Below are 15,875 nucleotides of genomic sequence, written 5' to 3' on the forward strand. Positions count from 1 at the left end.
TCGGCGTGATTTGTGGCGTGACACTGCGTCCGGCGGCAGTCAGGCTTTCGCGCGCCGGCTCAAAGCCATTCGTTACCATCACAACTCTGTGAGCGCGCCATGCGAATTTATGGACCGAACGGAACGACGCCATCGACACAAGGCACGACCGCGCGGCGGAGCGGCGGCAGCGAATTTTCCTTGCCGGACTCGACCGCGACCACGGAAAACCGGCCCGCCACGGCGCCCAAACCTGCCACAACCATTGACGCGCTGCTGGCCTTGCAGGGCGTCGAGGAGGATCCGGCGGAGCGGCGCAAGCGTTCGGTTCAGCGGGGCAGGAGCGCGCTCGACATCCTCGACGATCTCAAGATCGCGCTTTTATCCGGTAATTTTGATCCTTCGACAGTGACGCGGCTGCGCGCTGCCGCCGTCGATCTGAAATCATCCTCGGGCGACGCGGGTCTCGACGCGGTATTGTCGGAGATCGAACTGCGCGTCGAGGTCGAACTCGCAAAGGCCGGCCAGAGCTGAGAGCGGCAATGTTTGGAGGTAACAGCAATACCGCAGTTGGTTCCCCGCAGGTTCCGGTTCCAGACCTGCGCCGGCTTCAGATGTAGGATGGTTATAAAAGGCCGGGATTCCTTTTCAGGAGCGACTGTCTTTCGACGTGGCGATATTGTCTGTCACAAAGGGCCGCTATATAAGCTCGGCCGCAGCCGGGTCGTCTGGCCGCCGCCGAGTCGTCCGGCACATTGCACGACTATGGAATGCATTTGGAAAAGCTGAAAAATTACAGGCCATCCGACAAAGAGCCGTTCATGAACGAGCGCCAGCGCGAGTATTTCCGCGCCAAGCTGCTGGCATGGAAGGACGAGATTCTCCGTGAATCGAAGGTTACGCTGCAGACGCTTCAGGAAGAGAACGTCAATCATCCCGACCTTGCCGATCGCGCGTCGTCGGAAACCGACCGGGCCATCGAACTGCGGGCCCGTGACCGGCAGCGCAAGCTGATTTCCAAGATCGACGCCGCCTTGCAGCGGATCGAGGACAACACCTACGGCTATTGCGAGGAAACCGGCGAGCCGATTTCGCTGAAACGGCTCGAGGCGCGACCGATCGCGACGCTCTCGGTCGAGGCGCAAGAGCGCCATGAGAAGCGCGAAAAGATTTATCGGGACGAGTAGGGCCCAGGGGGTGCGTCGGACTTGATCCCGGAAGCCTGAAAACAGGCTGAAGCCCGGTTTTGATGCGATCAAAGCTGGAATAGCTTCAGGAACGGCACGACAAGGGAATGGCTCGGGTCACGGCTGCATTCCTGTCGGCACCACCGTCAGAATGGCCAGCTTAAATACCAGCTTAAATATCAGTCGAACTTTTCCAGGATGTTCAGGCGGCGGAGCGGACCGCCGCCCGTAATCGTCATTGATTGTTGATCGCAATGCGCTTGACGCCTGCGCGCGCGTTTTCGGACTTCGGCAGCGAGACGGTCAGGACCCCGTTCTTGAAAGAAGCCTCGGCCTTGTCCTCATCGACATTATCGAGCGGGACCTGCCGCTCGAAGGAACCGTAGTATCGCTCCGTGAAGTACTTGCCTCCGTCTTTATCCTCTTTGTGCTCGCTCTTCTTCTCGCCGCGAATGGTCAGCACGCCGTTGGCGATTTCGATCTGCACGTCCTTCTCCGTCATGCCCGGCAGTTCGGCCGAGACCGTCAGCGTTTTGTCCGTGTCGCTGAACTCGATCTTGGGCCAGCCGAAACGCCCTTCCAAGAGCGGGGTCTGACCGGACTCGAAGCCGTGAAAGACGTCGTCGAACAGGCGGTTCATCTCGCGATGCAATGTCAGGAACGGGTCGAAGCTGCCGCGTGGCGAGGCAAGCTCCTGACTTCTCGACCAGGGAATAATGTCACGGATTGCCATGGTTTTTCTCCTTCCTCATGTGGAATGGGAACGCGGACCGCTTCTGCGTGGCCACGTTCCGCTGAACCTCGATCGGGCGTCAGGCCGCTTTCTTCTGCTCGATCTGCGATAAGGGAAACGCTCCGGTGGCGATGTTGATCCTGCGCGGCTTCATTGCTTCGGTCACCTCGCGAAGGAGATCGATGACCAGCAAGCCGTCGCGGAACGAAGCCTCCTTCACCTGCACGTAATCGGCCAGGTTGAAGACGCGCCGGAACGGACGCGCGGCCGGGCCCGTGCGTCAAGGCGTCCGGCACACCGCCACAGCGGTGAAAACGACTTAGAAAAACCAAAACCTGTTTCAAGAGGGCGACGGATAAAAAATTTTCTGCGGCGTCGCGGTTCGCCCGGCGCCAAGAAACTGGAATCCCCCAGCCGGAGGCGGGATGTTCTCCAGTGTCGCGGCGCCCGATCTGAATCGGATCTATCGGAACATCCTGCGCTGTGCGTCGGTCAACCCCGCCAGCACCTCGCTGGCGTGGCTGTAGCCCGCCGCGACCATCTCCTCGAAGCGGCTCCAGTCCAGCAGGCGGCCGTCAGGCACACGTGGCCGGAACAGCAGGTCGGTGAACTTTCCCATTTCCTTCTGCTTCGAAACCGAGGTGATGAAGGACGATCGCAGCATCGTCTCCGGCACGCTCGGCAGGCGGTAGCGCCGCTTCGCGCGCGGCCTCAGCCTGTCGCGCAGCAGCGCGAGCGTTCCCGGCATGCAGTCGATGTCAAACACCTGCTCGCGGTCGACCGAGAGGTCGACGCCGATGATGCGGCCGGCGCCGAACCGGGCCATCACATCCACCGGGAAATTGTTGAACGTGCTGCCGTCATACATCATGTGTCCGCCGACGAAGACCGGCGGCAACGCGCCCGGAATCGCATAGCTCGCGCCGACATTGCGGGTGAGGTCGCCGCGCGACAGCACCGCTTCGCGGCCGATGGAAAAATCCGACGCCATCGTGAAGAAGGTGATCCAGCTATCCTCGTTGTCGATCGCGTCACGGCCGGTGGCGTCGCTCACGGCTTGCGTCATCGCGCTGCGCGTCCGCGCGCCCTTGATCAGCGAGACGAGGGGGATGAAGTTGTAGTCGCCCGTTACGTTGCCCCTTGGATGTTCGAGGAACGCCTTGCGGACGGCGGCTGCGACCTCGTCCGCGCTGCGGCCGAGCGCGAGCACCAGACCCATGACCGCGCCGATCGAACTGCCGCCGAGCATGTCGACGGGAATGCCGGCCTCTTCGAGTGCCTTGATGACGCCGACATGGGCAAAGCCGCGCGCGCCGCCGCCCGACAGCACCAGTCCGATGCCGCGCCCCGAGATGATGCGGGCGATGCGCGCCATGTCGCGGGGTGACTGCGGGCGGAGATGGAAGTGCCGCGCAGCCGGCCGCGCATCCAGCCATCGCGCCGTGCCGGTCGGAATTCTGGCATCCGCTTCGTGCAGCAGGATCAGCGTCTGTCGCGCGATCGAGATCGGGGCAACGGGCGACAGGCAGGTCCGCTCGACTTCGGACAGGCCAGGATCGCGCTCGGCAGCTGCAAGCAGCAGGATCTCGTCGGCATGGCGCAGGCAGAACCGGGTCCATGCAGTGTCCCCACCGTCGGCCGCAAGATAGACTGCACGGCTTCGCGCCTCGATCTCGTCGATATAATCGGCCAGCGCATCGTGACGCCGTCCGACCGGGTGATCGGGGGCAGCGCCGAAGCGTTCGGCGACCTCATTGGCGCTGACCACCGTCACCGGCTTCGCTTGTGCGGTTTGCACGTCGCGCAGACGTCGCGCGAAATCGGCGGCATCCAGCCCCGGCGTGATCGGCAGGATGCAGACGTTCACCGGAACCAGGGGCGGCTGGCGCTCGCGCTCTTGGCGGCGGAATCGCCGGATCACGATCCGCATCATCGACATTTCGATATCGGGGGCCTGCGTGATCGCGTGTTCGATCATCGCGCGCGTCACCTTCACAAGCAGGGTATCGCGCACCGCCACGATGGTCGCCGAACGCGGCTCGCGGGTGAACAATGCGAGTTCGCCGATGGTTTCACCGCGCCCGATCTCGCCCAGGATTCTCCGCGCGCCGGATTCGGTTTCGGAAAAGGCGTGCAGCCGTCCCGACAGGACGAAGTAGACGTCGTCGCTGACGTCGCCCTGGCGCAGCAGCGTCGCGCCGGAGGCGAGATCGACATAGATGGCCTCGGACTGAATGGTTCGCAGGATCCCGGCGTTACCAGACCCGAAGTAGTTGCGAAGCACGGTCTGGAGCAGCGTCTCGCGTTGCTGAAGATCGGGATCGGGTTTCGGCGTCAAACCGCAAACTCCTTGACGCGAGTTCCATGCGATCGAGCATAATTCAGAATGCCGGCAGTTGAACCGGATTCTTGTCGCAGCAGGGTACAGCGCGTGGTGACGTAATAGGGTTTGATTGTCGTAATCGAACGATGATGCTTATCTCTTCTCCCCGCCAAAGAGTGATCGACAGACGGCGCGCAGCGAAGACGCTCGAGAGGGAGCCGAACGGATGGAACTTCAGCTACATTCCCTGAAGGGTTTTCGAGCGAAGTGGGGGACCGGTTTGCGTGAAGCAAACGCGTCAAATCAAAATCATAGCCTCGCTTCTGATACCATCAGAAGCGGAAAGGCTCTAGTCACGTCCGACCCTGCCGGGAAATCCCGGCGCGGTGGGGCTGTCGCCGCTCAGGCCGCTCGGCACGGCGCCGGTGCCGATGGTTCCGGGGCGCGACGTGTTCGGCACGCCCGGCTGATTGACCACGCTGGTGTTGAGGCGCGGTGAGGGCGCCGGCGTTATGCCCGGCGCCGACGGCATCTGTCCATACATATGGATATGGCCTTTGCGGTGGCGCGCCTGCGCCGCGTCCGAAACCGCGCTCAGGGAAACGGCAAGGATGATGAGGATACGAACGAGCAGTGACATGGAAGGCTCCGGCGTCGCGCGACGTCATGGGCACGTGATGTCATCGACATAGGTATTGCCAATGCCTCCGGGCAGGCCGGTTTCATGAATTTTTTGATTCCAGCAAAAACTCCGGTGGGCGTCCGCGCCCAGAACGATCGCGGCCTCCGGCAGGGGAGCCACCGGAGGCCGCGTAGTCACCGTCGCGCGTCTGATGCTGCGAGACGGCGGGGAGTTCTGCGGGTTTAGAACGGCAGCAGCACGTCCATCACCTGCTGGCCGTAGCGCGGCTGTTGCACGTCGCTGATCTGGCCGCGTCCGCCATAGGAGATGCGGGCCTGCGCGATCTTGCTGGAGTCGATGGTGTTGTCGCTCTGGATATCCTCGGGGCGGACAATGCCGGCCACGATCAGTTCGCGGATCTCAAAGTTGACGCGAATCTCCTGCTTGCCCTCGACCACGAGATTGCCGTTCGGCAGCACCTGCGTCACGACGGCGGCGACGCTGGTCTGCAAATTCTCCTGGCGCTGCACCGAGCCCTTGCCGTCGCTGGACGCGGTGGAATCCGTGGTCAAAATGCGGCCCGGCAGTATCGCGGTTGCCGGATTGCCGATGGTCTTGCTGCCGATGAAGTCGGTGATGCCGGAATCCTCCTTGCTGCTGCGGCTGCGCTGGGTCTCGTTGGCGATGTTCGCCTTGTCGGTGAAATTCACGGTGACGGTCAGGAGGTCGCCGACGCGAGCGGCGCGCTGATCCCTGAAGAATGCGCGCGAGCCGTTCCGCCACAGCGAGTTGGCGTTGTAGGACGCGGTCTCGGGCTTCGGCATCGGCATCTGCACCGGCTTGTAGCCGGGCTGCGTCGTCGGATTGTCGATCGCGGTCAGTTTGGGTGACTCGCCGATCTGCGAAAGCCGGTCAATTGACGAACACCCGCTGGCAAGGCCGGCGGCGGCCAGCAGCGTGCCGGCGAGGGCGAGGCGGTTGATGTTCGCGGACTTCAACATGAACGTTACTCGGATCCTGGAGATACAGACGCGCTGTCGCGGGTGGAGTCGGGAGAGGCGGCGGCCATCGCCGGTGCTTCTTCGGCGACCGGCGCGGCGCTTGCGAGCCTGCGCGGGATGACCGGCGCGGCGGGAGAAACCGACACCTGGCCGCGTCCGACCACGACGCCGGATACGGTGCGTTTCGATTGCAGGTTGAGGACGCTGACGACGTCGCCTTCGGTGCCGGCCTCGGTCGCCTTGCCGCGCACGGTGAGGTAGATGCCCGCGGCCTGGTAGATCAGCGTCACCGCCTCGTCGCGCTGCACCAGGTCGGGCTTGGTCAGGTCGGCGCCGTGCAGCGCCTGACCCGCGCGCATCTGCTTACGTATCTGCATCCCGACGATGTGGTCGCGGTTCGCGGCATCGTTGCCGACCTCGGCCTTGGGACGGCGCTCCACCACAATATCGGAGGATTTCAGCAGCGTGTTGCGATCGACGTTGCGGGCCAGCACGGCGGCCTCGACGGTCTCGACGGCGTTGCCGGTGAAGCGGAGGCGGGCCGGCGCGACGCCGGAGCGGTTGCCCACTTCGAGGGTGACGTCGAAACGACCGTTGTGCGGGTCGAACCGCGTCACGACTGGGGTGATGTCACCGTCGTTCGCGGCATCAAGATGGATTGTCCGAAGGTCCCTATCAAAAGTCAGCGACAGGTTTTTTGCGTCGCCGAGTCCATTGCGGTGTTCGAGCGCGACAGCGATTTGCAGTTCGATGTCGTCGGCATCGAGGGTGCGCGCCAGCCGCGTCACCGAGACGTTGCGGATGCCGTGAGCATCGACGCCGATCACCCGATGCGCGCGGAGAACGTCGAGGACCTGCGTTGCCGGCAGGGTGCCGGTGGTGCCGGGATCGGGCGCGCGGTAGATCGCGATTTGCGCGGCATCGCCGGCGTTGTCGACGACGTCGCCGATGCGCACCACCTCCGCCGCGACCCTGACGTCGGCGCGCAGCAAGGGCAGGGGAACGGCGGCCGCGCTCGCCAGCGCGATGCGCGGCGGAGCGTCGTTCGCGGCGAGTGCCGGAGCGGCTGCCGCCATTAGAGCGGCGGCGAGGAGAGACGAGCGGATGGCCACGGTCAGCCTCCCTAGCGGAACAGCGCGGCTGCGGACTGCAGCATCTGATCGGCGGCGCTGATGACCTTGGCGTTCATCTCGTAGGCGCGCTGCGCGGCGATCAGGTCGGAGATTTCGGAGACCACCTCGACGTTGGCCTGTTCGAGGTTGCTCTGCTGCATGTCGCCGTAGCCGTCGATGTTGGCGACGCCGTCCTGCGGCGGACCGGAGGCGGGCGTTTCGGTGAAGTTGTTGTCGCCGACCGGTTGCAGCCCGGCCTTGTTGACGAAGCGGGTCAGGCCGATCTGGCCGAGCACCGTTGGCGTCGTCGAGCCCGGCAGCGTCACCGAGACCTGGCCTTGCGCGTTGATGGTGATGCCCGACGAGTTCTGCGGGATTGTGATCGTCGGCTGCACCGGATTGCCCTGCGCGTTGACGACGCGGCCCTGGTTGTCCATCTGGAACGTGCCGTCACGGGTGTATTGATAGGTGCCGTCCGGCATCTGGATCTTGAAGAAACCTTCGCCGCGGATGGCGATGTCGAGATCGTTGCCGGTCATGGACAGCGTGCCCTGGCTCATCAGCCGTGGCGTACCGACGGTCTTGACGCCGCCGCCGAGATCGATGCCCACCGGCAGGATGGTGCCTTGATCGGAGGCCTGCGCGCCGACGCGGCGGACATGGTCGTAGATCAGGTCCTGAAACGCGGCCCGCTGTTTCTTGTAGCCGGTGGTGCGAAGGTTCGCGATGTTGTTGGAGATGACCTGAACGTTCAGCTCCTGAGCCGCCATTCCGGTCGCTGCGGTATAGAGCGCGCGCATGATTCAGTTTCCCTATGCCGGAACGTCGGCGAGCTTTTCGATCGCCGATCGCTGCAGATCGCTTTGCTGCTGCAGCAGCGTCGCCATCTGCGTGTAGGCGCGCGACACCTCGACCATGCGGCTCATCTCGCTCACCGCGCTGACGTTGGAGCGTTCGATGAAGCCCTGGCGGACCCGCGCCGTAGTGTCGGGCTGGGCGATGTTGCCTTCGCCCGCGGCGTAGAGGTTGGAGCCTTCCTTGAGCAGCTTCTGCGCCTGCGCGAAGGAGACCAGCCGCAGCTTGCCGCGGATCGAGTCGGCCGCGTTGTTGGTGCCCTCGATCACGGTCACGGTGCCGTCGTCGGATATTGTGATGTCGTGGTCGGTCTGCTGGAACGTGATCGGCCCGTTGGTGCCGAGCACCGGACTGCCGGAGGCCGTCACCAGTTGCCCCTGTGGATTGACCTGTAACCCGCCGTCGCGGGTATAGCGTTCGCCGCCCGGCGTCTGCACGACCAGGAACGCCTTGCCGTCGATGGCGACATCGAGCGGGCTCTTGGTCTGCTCGGTCGGTCCGCCGGCGAAGTCGTGGAAGGTGGCGCGATCCTCCACGAAGCTGAGGCGACGGTCGCGGCCGACGAAATTGTCTTCGTGGGCGACCGGCATCAGGTATTCCTCGAACAGCGAGCGGTCGGCCTTGTATCCGTTGGTGTTGATGTTCGCGACGTTGTTCGCAACGACATCCATCTGCCGTTCGAGCATCATCTGTCGCGACAGTCCGATGAGGAGTGTGTTCTCCATCAGTGGTTCTCCCCTCGAGGGATCCGCGCCAGACCCTCCCAGGTCGTCGGCGGATCGTTGTCGAACCTTCAGGCTCTCCCAAGCCTTGCGGTTCGCCGAAGGATGTAGCGAAAGCCGTGCCAGGTCTGAAAATTATGCTTTTTCAATTCGTTGTGGAAATGAGCGGGCGCGGGCAGGGCGGCAATAAGGTCTTGTTGACCATAATGGCCCGGCAAAATCTTCCTACCGCATGGTTAAAAGAAAGGATCCATTAACCATTGCGAACCTAGTGTTAACGCCTGTGGGGCGCGCCATGCGCCGGGGACGTCTGTGTCGCGTCGCTAGCCTGCTCGGCGGCATCGGACTGAACCCCTCCAACGGGCGGACTGACGATGGCAGAGAAAGATCAGGCCGAGAAAGCGGCAGCCGAAGGCGACGCACCGCCCGCTTCGGGGAAGAAGAAACTGATCCTGATCGTCGCGGCCGTCCTGCTGCTTTGCGTTGGGGGCGGCGCCGGCGCCTGGTTCTTCCTCTTTCACGGTCATGGCGACGAACAGCACGCGGAGGCGCCGCCGCCGAAGCCGCCGGCCTTCGTCGAAGTCCCCGATATGCTGGTCAACCTGGTCGGGGCGCCGGGCGAGCGCGTGCAATACCTCAAGGTGAAGGTTGTTCTTGAAGTCAAGGACGAGCCGCAGGTCGAGAAGATCAAGCCGGCGCTGCCGCGGGTCACCGATCTTTTTCAGACCTACATGAGGGAGCTGCGCCCCAGCGATCTCAACGGTTCGGCCGGACTGTTTCGCCTGAAGGAAGAACTGACCAGGCGGGTCAACACGGCGATCTCGCCCGGTCATGTCAATGCGGTGCTGTTCAAGGAAGTCGTCATCCAGTGACGGGACGGGGACGGGGACGGGGTCATGGCGGGCGATAACGATCAGTTGGACCAGGATGCGATCGCGGCGCAGTGGGAGGCTTCGCTCGGCTCGGAGGATCCCGAGGAGGCCGCGAAGTCGGCCGCCGCCAATGAGCTTACGGAAGCGATGGCGGAGCAGTGGGCCGCCATGGTCGACGACGGCAGCCGCGATTTCGGCACCGCCAAGAACGGCGGCGAACGGGTTCTGTCGCAGGAGGAAATCGACAGCCTGCTCGGCTTCAGCGTCGGCGAGATCAACGTCGATGACAATTCCGGCATCCGGGCCATCATCGACTCGGCGATGGTGTCTTATGAGCGCCTGCCGATGCTGGAGATCGTGTTCGACCGCCTGGTGCGGCTGATGACGACATCCCTGCGCAATTTCACCTCCGACAACGTGGAGGTCTCGCTCGACCGCATCACCTCGGTCCGCTTCGGCGACTACATGAACTCGATTCCCCTGCCGGCGGTGCTCAGCGTGTTCAAGGCGGAGGAGTGGGAGAACTTCGGGCTGGCGATGGTCGATTCCAGCCTGATCTACTCCATGATCGACGTGCTGCTGGGAGGCCGTCGCGGCCAGACTTCGCTCCGGATCGAAGGCCGGCCCTATACGACGATCGAGACCAATCTGGTGAAGCGGCTGGTCGAGGTCGTTCTGGCTGATGCCGAACAGGCGTTCCGGCCGCTGTCCCCGGTGTCATTCACGATCGACCGGCTCGAAACCAATCCGCGTTTCGCGACGATTACCCGTCCGGCCAACGCCGCGATCCTGGTCCGCCTGCGCATCGATATGGAAGACCGCGGCGGCTACATCGAACTGCTGCTGCCCTATGCCACCATCGAGCCGATCCGCAACGTGCTGTTGCAGATGTTCATGGGTGAAAAGTTTGGCCGCGATCCGATCTGGGAGAGCCACCTCGCCACCGAGATCGCGCAGGCGCAGATCGCCGTCGACGCGGTGCTGTATGAGGCCGAGATCCCGCTCAAGCAACTCATGACGCTGAAGGTCGGCGACACGCTGCCGCTGGACCTGCGCCCCGATGCGTCGGTGGCGGTACGGTGCGGCAGCGTCACGCTGACCGAAGGCCGCATGGGACGCGTCGGCGACCGCGTGGCCATTCGCGTATCGAGGCATTTGCGCAAACCGAACACGACCTTCGCCATGTTCGAGAGAGCGGACGAACAGACCAGGATGATGGAGGCCCAATGAACCACTCTTTCGGATTAGCGATCGAGAGCCTTGTCGCGGTTCTTCTCGTCCTGACAATCGCTTATTGTATGCTGCTGAACAAGCGGCTGAAGCGGCTGAGGGCCGACGAACAGTCGCTGAAGGCGACCATCGGCGAACTGATCACGGCGACGGAAATCGCGGAGCGCGCCATCGGCGGGCTCAAGCACACCGTGCGCGATGTCAACGACAATCTCGGCAACCAGATTGTCTCGGCCACCGAATTGTCGCGACAATTGGCGAAGCAACTGGCGGAGGGTGATGCGCTCATGCGGCGGCTGAGCAGGATCGCGCTCGCGGCACGCCCAGCGACGGCCCCCGAACCGGAGGTTGCGGTCAGTGACGCCCGCTCGGTCGCAGCCGCGGCGCGGGCATTTTCCGAACGCAGAAGGGCAAGCGGCCTCGCGGCATGAGCGCTTTCAGGGACATCCGGGTCATCCCCGTCGTCGTGGTCGCGATCTTTGGCCTCGCGGTGCTTAAGGTCGCGGGTCTGGTGATCGACGGCGGTTACGTCTTCGATGACCAGCCGGATTCGACCCGATCGTCCTGGGCGCGAGGGACCCTGACCTTTCCCGGCGCGACGTCCTATGACGGTGACGTCACCGGGTCGGTCGAGGCGAAGAAAAAAGAGGACGCCGGCAAGGACGAGGCCGGAAAGAAGGACGAGGCCGGAAAGAATGAGCCGAAGAACGAGGACTCCAAGCCGGCGGTCGGCGCGCCGGGAACGGCGAGGGCGGGCGCTGTCACAATACCGGAGTCCGAGCAATCGGTGTCGCCCTCCGAGCGCGCGATCCTCGAGCGGCTTCAGAGCCGGCGCCAGGAACTCGAAGCGCGCGCTCGGGAAATCGACATTCGCGAGAGCCTTTTGAAATCCGCTGAAAAGCGCATCGAGGGCCGCGTCGAGGAGATGAAGGGCATCGAGTCGCGGATCGCGACCGCGACCGATCAGAAGAACGAGGCCGAGGCGGCCCGCTTCAAGGGACTCGTGACGATGTACGAGAACATGAAGCCCAAGGACGCCGCCAAGGTGTTCGACCGGCTGGAGATGTCGGTGCTGTTCGATCTCGCCTCGAAGATCGCGCCGCGCAAGATGTCGGACATTCTCGGCCAGATGTCGCCCGAGGCGGCCGAACGGTTGACGGTCGAGCTGGCGCGTCGCGCCTCCGGCGGCGACGCCATCACCGCAACTGCCGATCTTCCGAAGATCGAGGGCAAGCCGACACCGCCGAGCCGCAACTGATAATCGTTGTTTAACAAGTCCTTAATGTCGCAATTCTAGAGTTGAGGTCCGCCGGACTTTTAGTCCCCGGTCACGGATTTTGAGTCGAGAGACGATCTGGAATGGCGCGGACGATTGCCGCTGGATGTTGGTTGCAAGCTCGCGTCCGCGCGCGAGGACTGTTGCGCGGCTGCATTCCACCGATCGTGACCGCGCTGCTTCTGCTTGCCGTCGCGTTTCCTCACGCCAGCCGCGCGCAGGCCGTCAGGGGTGAGGCGAGCTTTGCGGCGGCGAAAGGGTTTGCCCGCCTCGTGCTCACGCTCGACGAGGACGTCGATTCCGAGGTGACGGTCGCGGGCACCATCCTTGTGATCCGCTTCAAGCGGCCTGTCGATATTCCCGTCGACAGGCTGTCGGAGGCGGTGCCGGACTATGTCGGCTCGGCGCGCCGCGATCCCGACGGCTCGGCCATTCGCCTGGCGCTGGTGCGCAAGGTCTCGGTCAACACGATGACCGCGGGCGAGCGCGTGTTCATCGATCTGATGCCCGATGGCTGGAAGGGGCCACCGCCGGGTCTGCCGCCGGAGGTGGTTCGCGACCTCGCGGAACGCGCCCGCGCCGCCGAGCGCGCCTTGCGCGAACAGCGCGCCCTTGAAGCGGCGACGAAGCGTCCGCCGGTACGCGTGCGGGCTTCGGTGCAGCCGACCTTCGTGCGCTACGTTTTCGAACTTCCGGATGGCGCCGGCGTGTCATCCGCCCTCAACGAGCAGAAACTCTCGCTGCTGTTCAAGCCGGCGCTGGCTTTCGATCTGGCGGATGTCAGACTGGTGGCGCCCGCCAATGTCGCCTCGATCGCACAGAAGATCGCGAGCGACGGCTCGCGGATCGAGATAAAACTGATCGGCGACGTCGACGTGCATTCGTTCCGCGAGGAGAAGAACTACATCGTCGATATCGGCTTCCAACAGGCCGGCAAAGATCTGCAGGCGTCGCTCGCCGAAGCGCAGCCGGCAAAAGCGGAGGCGGGAAAGCCGGCCGGGATTCCGCGGCCGACCTCGGAGACGATTGCCAAGCAGGCGGGGCTGACGGTCGGACCGTCTCCACCTGACGGCAAACCGGCTCCGGCTGCGACAACACCCGAGCCCCCGCCAGCCGTCGCGGCACCCGTCGTGACCGAAAAGCCCGCGTCCAGTCAGCCAGTGTCCAGTCAGCCAGTGTCCGGAAAGCCGGCCGCCGAAAAGCAGGTCACCGTCGAAACGCCGCCGGCGCCGGTCGCCAAGGCCGCCGTGCCGGAGCCGGTGCCGGCAAAACAGGCGCCCGTCGAGAATAGTCCCGCCGGGCAGGGGCCAATGGTCGCAGCAGCGAAACCCGCGCCGCCGGCATCACCGGCGAAGGGAAGCGCGAACGATGCCGTGACCCTCACGGCGGTACGGCGCAGCGACGGCTTTCGGCTGACCTTCGGTTTCGACCACCCAACCCCGGCCGCGCTGTTTCGCAGCGCCGATGCGGTGTGGCTGGTATTCGACTCGGAGAAGCCGGTCGACATCGACGTGATCCGGAAGGAGGGCGGGTCGCTTATCACCGACATCGACCGCCGCGCCGTGGAGAACGGACAGGCGATCCGCATCCGCCTGACCCGTCCGCAACTGGTTTCGATCTCGGCCGGTGAGCCCGACGGCTCCGCGCCGGTCGCGCCGGGCCGGCGCTGGGAGGTTGTGTTCGCCGATGTCGTGCAAAAGCCGTCGCGCGCGCTGACCGCGCAGCGCAACGTCGTCGACCGCAACCATGCGAGCGTCACCATACCGCTCGCGGGCACCGGCAGGCAGCACCGGATCGTCGATCCCGACTCCGGCAACGCGCTGATGGTCATCACCGCGCTTCCGCCCGCGCAGGGTTTTGTCAGGCACCAGGAATTCGTGGAGTTCGCGCTGCGCGAATCGACCCATGGCGTGGTGATCGAGCCGAAGGCCGACGACATCGCCGTCGAGGTCGCGCCCGACAAGGTTACGGTGACCCGGCCCGGCGGTCTCACTTTGTCGGCGGCCAACTCCGCTCCCGAGCGCGCGACGACCGCGGCGCGGCCGATCTTCGATGTCGAGACCTGGGAGAAGGACAGCAACGCGGATTTCTTCCAGCGGCTGGACGAATTGGTCGACGTGACGGTGGCGGCGAATAGCGACGATGCGCGAACCGCGGCGCGAATCGACCTCGCCCGGTTCTACATGGCGCGCGGCTTCTATCATGAAGCCAAGGCTGTCCTCGACCTTGCGCTGTCCGAGCAAAATTCCGGAGAGGAAGATCCGGTCCTGCTGATCGTGCATTCGGTGGCGAGTTCACTGACCAACTATACGGCGGCGGCGATGCGCGATCTCGCCAATCCGGCGATCGGCGCCAACTACGATTCCCAGCTCTGGAAGGCGCTCGCGCTCGCGCGGCAGCGCAAGTGGGCCGAGGCGCGCGAAAAGTTCAAGAACGCCCAGTTCGCGATCTCGGCGTTGCCGGCCGGGCTGCAGCGTCCGATCGTCGCCGAAGCGATGCGGGCGTCGCTCGAGGTCGGCGATTATTCCGGCGCCGCCGCGCGCAGCAGCGATCTCGACGCCATCGGCGTTCCCGACGAGATGAAGCCCGCCGTCACGGTGATGCGCGGACGGCTGTCCGAGGCGTTAGGACGCGACAAGGACGCGCTTGCCCAATACGAGGAGGCGATGGCCTCGCCGGATCGCCAGGCCGCGACTGAGGCGCAGATCCACGACATCGCGTTGCGGCAGAAGCGCGACGAGATCAAGCCGGAGGAGGCGCTGCGCGATCTCGAAACGCTGTCGGCGACGTGGCGCGGCGATCGGCTGGAGGTGCAGACGCTGAAAATGCTGATGGCGCTCTACACCGATGCGGGGCGCTACGCTGAAGCGCTGGCGGTTGCGAAGACCGCCACCAAGCTGGAGCCGGATTACGCTGTGTCGCGCCAGATCCAGGACGATGCCTCGGCGCTGTTCGCCCGGCTCTTCCTCGGTGCAAAAGGCGACGATCTTCCGCCGGTCGATGCGCTGGCGATGTTCTACGACTATCGCGATTTGACGCCGATCGGCCGTCGCGGCGACGAAATGATCCGCCGCCTCGCTGATCGCCTTGTCGGGATCGATCTGCTCGATCAGGCGGCCGATCTCCTGCAATACCAGGTTGATCATCGGCTGGAGGGTGCGGCGCGCGCGCAGGTCGCCGCGCGGCTTGCGATGGTCTACCTGATGAACCGCAAGCCGGACCGGGCGATCGCCGCGCTTCGCACCACGCGAATCGCTGATCTCGCCGGCGAATTGCGCCAGCAACGATTGTTGCTGGAAGCGCGCGCGCAGAGCGACATCGGCCGTCGCGATCTCGCCCTCGACATCATCTCCAATCTCACCGGGCGCGAGGCGATCCGCCTGCGGTCGGATATTTACTGGGCGTCGCGGCGCTGGCGCGATGCATCCGAGCAGATTGAACTCTATTACGGCGACCGCTGGCGCGATTTCAAGCCGCTCACCGCGAACGAGAAGAGCGACATCATCCGCGCCGTGATCGGCTATGCGCTCGCCGAGGATGCACTGGGGCTCGCGCGGTTTCGCGAAAAATATGCGCCGCTGATGAGTGGCACCGCCGACAAGATCGCTTTCGATACCGCGAGCAAGCCGGCTTCGGACAACAGCGCCGAGTTCGAACAAATTGCCAGGATGGCGGCGAAAGTCGATACGCTCGACGGCTTCCTGCGCGAAATGAAATCGCGCTTTCCCGACATGACGGCGCGGCCGCCGCTGTCGCCAGAAGCTGTGAAGACAGATTCTTCTCCGACCGGCGCGCTGCCGCAAATTGTAGGACTGAAGAACGTCGAGGCGTCGCGCTGACGGGTCTCGCGGCCTGCGGCCTGGGCCGCGTCGCCGCCTAGGGTCGAGACTCAATTGATCCACCAAGTCAGGGTAGCGGCCAAGAGGATTGTAGAGAGGAAGATATCGGCCCGCTTGTCATAGC

14 protein-coding genes and 1 pseudogene are annotated in these 15,875 nt (G+C 64.3%); 7 read left to right on the plus strand and 8 right to left on the minus strand.

Annotated elements, in window-relative coordinates; translation table 11 throughout:
* Positions 1 to 99 precede the first annotated feature (99 nt).
* Positions 100 to 513 carry a flagellar assembly protein FliX gene (locus BGO16_RS09450; protein ID WP_292618426.1) on the plus strand — a complete coding sequence of 138 codons (414 nt, stop codon included), beginning with the start codon at positions 100 to 102 and terminating at the stop codon, positions 511 to 513.
* 287 nt (positions 514 to 800) lie between these two features.
* Complete coding sequence (dksA, locus tag BGO16_RS09455) at positions 801 to 1,166, plus strand: RNA polymerase-binding protein DksA (protein ID WP_292618427.1); 366 nt, start codon at positions 801 to 803, stop codon at positions 1,164 to 1,166.
* A gap of 235 nt (positions 1,167 to 1,401) precedes the next feature.
* On the opposite strand, the gene BGO16_RS09460 is transcribed toward dksA, so the two are convergent.
* The 8 genes and pseudogenes from BGO16_RS09460 to flgF form a co-directional block, all read right to left on the minus strand.
* A complete protein-coding gene (locus BGO16_RS09460; RefSeq protein WP_292618428.1) occupies positions 1,402 to 1,899 on the minus strand; it encodes an Hsp20/alpha crystallin family protein in 498 nt (165 codons plus the stop codon).
* A 79-nt stretch (positions 1,900 to 1,978) separates the two neighbouring features.
* Positions 1,979 to 2,167, minus strand: a pseudogene (locus BGO16_RS09465) (heat-shock protein); the annotation flags it as partial.
* Positions 2,168 to 2,362: 195 nt separating this feature from the next.
* Positions 2,363 to 4,237, minus strand: coding sequence for a patatin-like phospholipase family protein (locus BGO16_RS09470; protein WP_292618429.1), 1,875 nt, complete (start codon positions 4,235 to 4,237; stop codon positions 2,363 to 2,365).
* A 334-nt stretch (positions 4,238 to 4,571) separates the two neighbouring features.
* A complete protein-coding gene (locus tag BGO16_RS09475) occupies positions 4,572 to 4,862 on the minus strand; it encodes a hypothetical protein (RefSeq protein WP_292618430.1) in 291 nt (96 codons plus the stop codon).
* Positions 4,863 to 5,086: 224 nt separating this feature from the next.
* On the minus strand, positions 5,087 to 5,845 hold the full coding sequence (flgH, locus tag BGO16_RS09480) for a flagellar basal body L-ring protein FlgH (RefSeq protein WP_292618431.1): 759 nt from the start codon (positions 5,843 to 5,845) through the stop codon (positions 5,087 to 5,089).
* A 5-nt stretch (positions 5,846 to 5,850) separates the two neighbouring features.
* Positions 5,851 to 6,957, minus strand: a complete 1,107-nt coding sequence (gene flgA / locus BGO16_RS09485; RefSeq protein ID WP_292618432.1) for a flagellar basal body P-ring formation chaperone FlgA — start codon at positions 6,955 to 6,957, stop codon at positions 5,851 to 5,853.
* Between the two features lie 11 nt (positions 6,958 to 6,968).
* Complete coding sequence (gene flgG, locus BGO16_RS09490) at positions 6,969 to 7,757, minus strand: flagellar basal-body rod protein FlgG (RefSeq protein ID WP_292618433.1); 789 nt, start codon at positions 7,755 to 7,757, stop codon at positions 6,969 to 6,971.
* A gap of 12 nt (positions 7,758 to 7,769) precedes the next feature.
* Positions 7,770 to 8,537 carry a flagellar basal-body rod protein FlgF gene (gene flgF, locus BGO16_RS09495; protein ID WP_292618434.1) on the minus strand — a complete coding sequence of 256 codons (768 nt, stop codon included), beginning with the start codon at positions 8,535 to 8,537 and terminating at the stop codon, positions 7,770 to 7,772.
* A gap of 371 nt (positions 8,538 to 8,908) precedes the next feature.
* Here flgF and fliL point away from each other — a divergent pair, with 371 nt between their 5' ends.
* The 5 genes from fliL to BGO16_RS09520 all read left to right on the plus strand — a co-directional run bounded on the left by fliL (position 8,909) and on the right by BGO16_RS09520 (position 15,751).
* Positions 8,909 to 9,406, plus strand: coding sequence for a flagellar basal body-associated protein FliL (fliL, locus tag BGO16_RS09500; RefSeq protein WP_292618435.1), 498 nt, complete (start codon positions 8,909 to 8,911; stop codon positions 9,404 to 9,406).
* Positions 9,407 to 9,430: 24 nt separating this feature from the next.
* A complete protein-coding gene (gene fliM / locus BGO16_RS09505) occupies positions 9,431 to 10,636 on the plus strand; it encodes a flagellar motor switch protein FliM (RefSeq protein WP_292618436.1) in 1,206 nt (401 codons plus the stop codon).
* Positions 10,633 to 11,067 (plus strand): DUF6468 domain-containing protein, encoded by a 435-nt coding sequence (locus tag BGO16_RS09510; RefSeq protein ID WP_292618438.1) that lies wholly within the window; start codon positions 10,633 to 10,635, stop codon positions 11,065 to 11,067. The genes fliM and BGO16_RS09510 overlap by 4 nt, the downstream gene beginning before the upstream one ends.
* Positions 11,064 to 11,894, plus strand: a complete 831-nt coding sequence (locus tag BGO16_RS09515) for a flagellar protein FlbB (protein ID WP_292618439.1) — start codon at positions 11,064 to 11,066, stop codon at positions 11,892 to 11,894. The genes BGO16_RS09510 and BGO16_RS09515 overlap by 4 nt, the downstream gene beginning before the upstream one ends.
* A 131-nt stretch (positions 11,895 to 12,025) precedes the next feature.
* On the plus strand, positions 12,026 to 15,751 hold the full coding sequence (locus BGO16_RS09520; RefSeq protein ID WP_363091777.1) for a tetratricopeptide repeat protein: 3,726 nt from the start codon (positions 12,026 to 12,028) through the stop codon (positions 15,749 to 15,751).
* The last annotated feature ends 124 nt before the right edge of the window (positions 15,752 to 15,875 follow it).

Source organism: Nitrobacter sp. 62-23, assembly GCF_001897285.1.
Lineage (GTDB): Bacteria > Pseudomonadota > Alphaproteobacteria > Rhizobiales > Xanthobacteraceae > Nitrobacter.

Excerpts from the sequence above, each read along its gene's own strand:
- BGO16_RS09450 (WP_292618426.1), top strand. The coding sequence starts at position 100 with ATGCGAATTTATGGACCGAACGGAACGACGCCATCGACACAAGGCACG.
- BGO16_RS09475 (WP_292618430.1), bottom strand. The coding sequence starts at position 4,862 with ATGTCACTGCTCGTTCGTATCCTCATCATCCTTGCCGTTTCCCTGAGC.
- BGO16_RS09515 (WP_292618439.1), top strand. The coding sequence starts at position 11,064 with ATGAGCGCTTTCAGGGACATCCGGGTCATCCCCGTCGTCGTGGTCGCG.
- flgH (WP_292618431.1), bottom strand. The coding sequence starts at position 5,845 with ATGTTGAAGTCCGCGAACATCAACCGCCTCGCCCTCGCCGGCACGCTG.
- fliM (WP_292618436.1), top strand. The coding sequence starts at position 9,431 with ATGGCGGGCGATAACGATCAGTTGGACCAGGATGCGATCGCGGCGCAG.
- BGO16_RS09460 (WP_292618428.1), bottom strand. The coding sequence starts at position 1,899 with ATGGCAATCCGTGACATTATTCCCTGGTCGAGAAGTCAGGAGCTTGCC.
- BGO16_RS09510 (WP_292618438.1), top strand. The coding sequence starts at position 10,633 with ATGAACCACTCTTTCGGATTAGCGATCGAGAGCCTTGTCGCGGTTCTT.
- flgF (WP_292618434.1), bottom strand. The coding sequence starts at position 8,537 with ATGGAGAACACACTCCTCATCGGACTGTCGCGACAGATGATGCTCGAA.
- flgG (WP_292618433.1), bottom strand. The coding sequence starts at position 7,757 with ATGCGCGCGCTCTATACCGCAGCGACCGGAATGGCGGCTCAGGAGCTG.
- dksA (WP_292618427.1), top strand. The coding sequence starts at position 801 with ATGAACGAGCGCCAGCGCGAGTATTTCCGCGCCAAGCTGCTGGCATGG.
- fliL (WP_292618435.1), top strand. The coding sequence starts at position 8,909 with ATGGCAGAGAAAGATCAGGCCGAGAAAGCGGCAGCCGAAGGCGACGCA.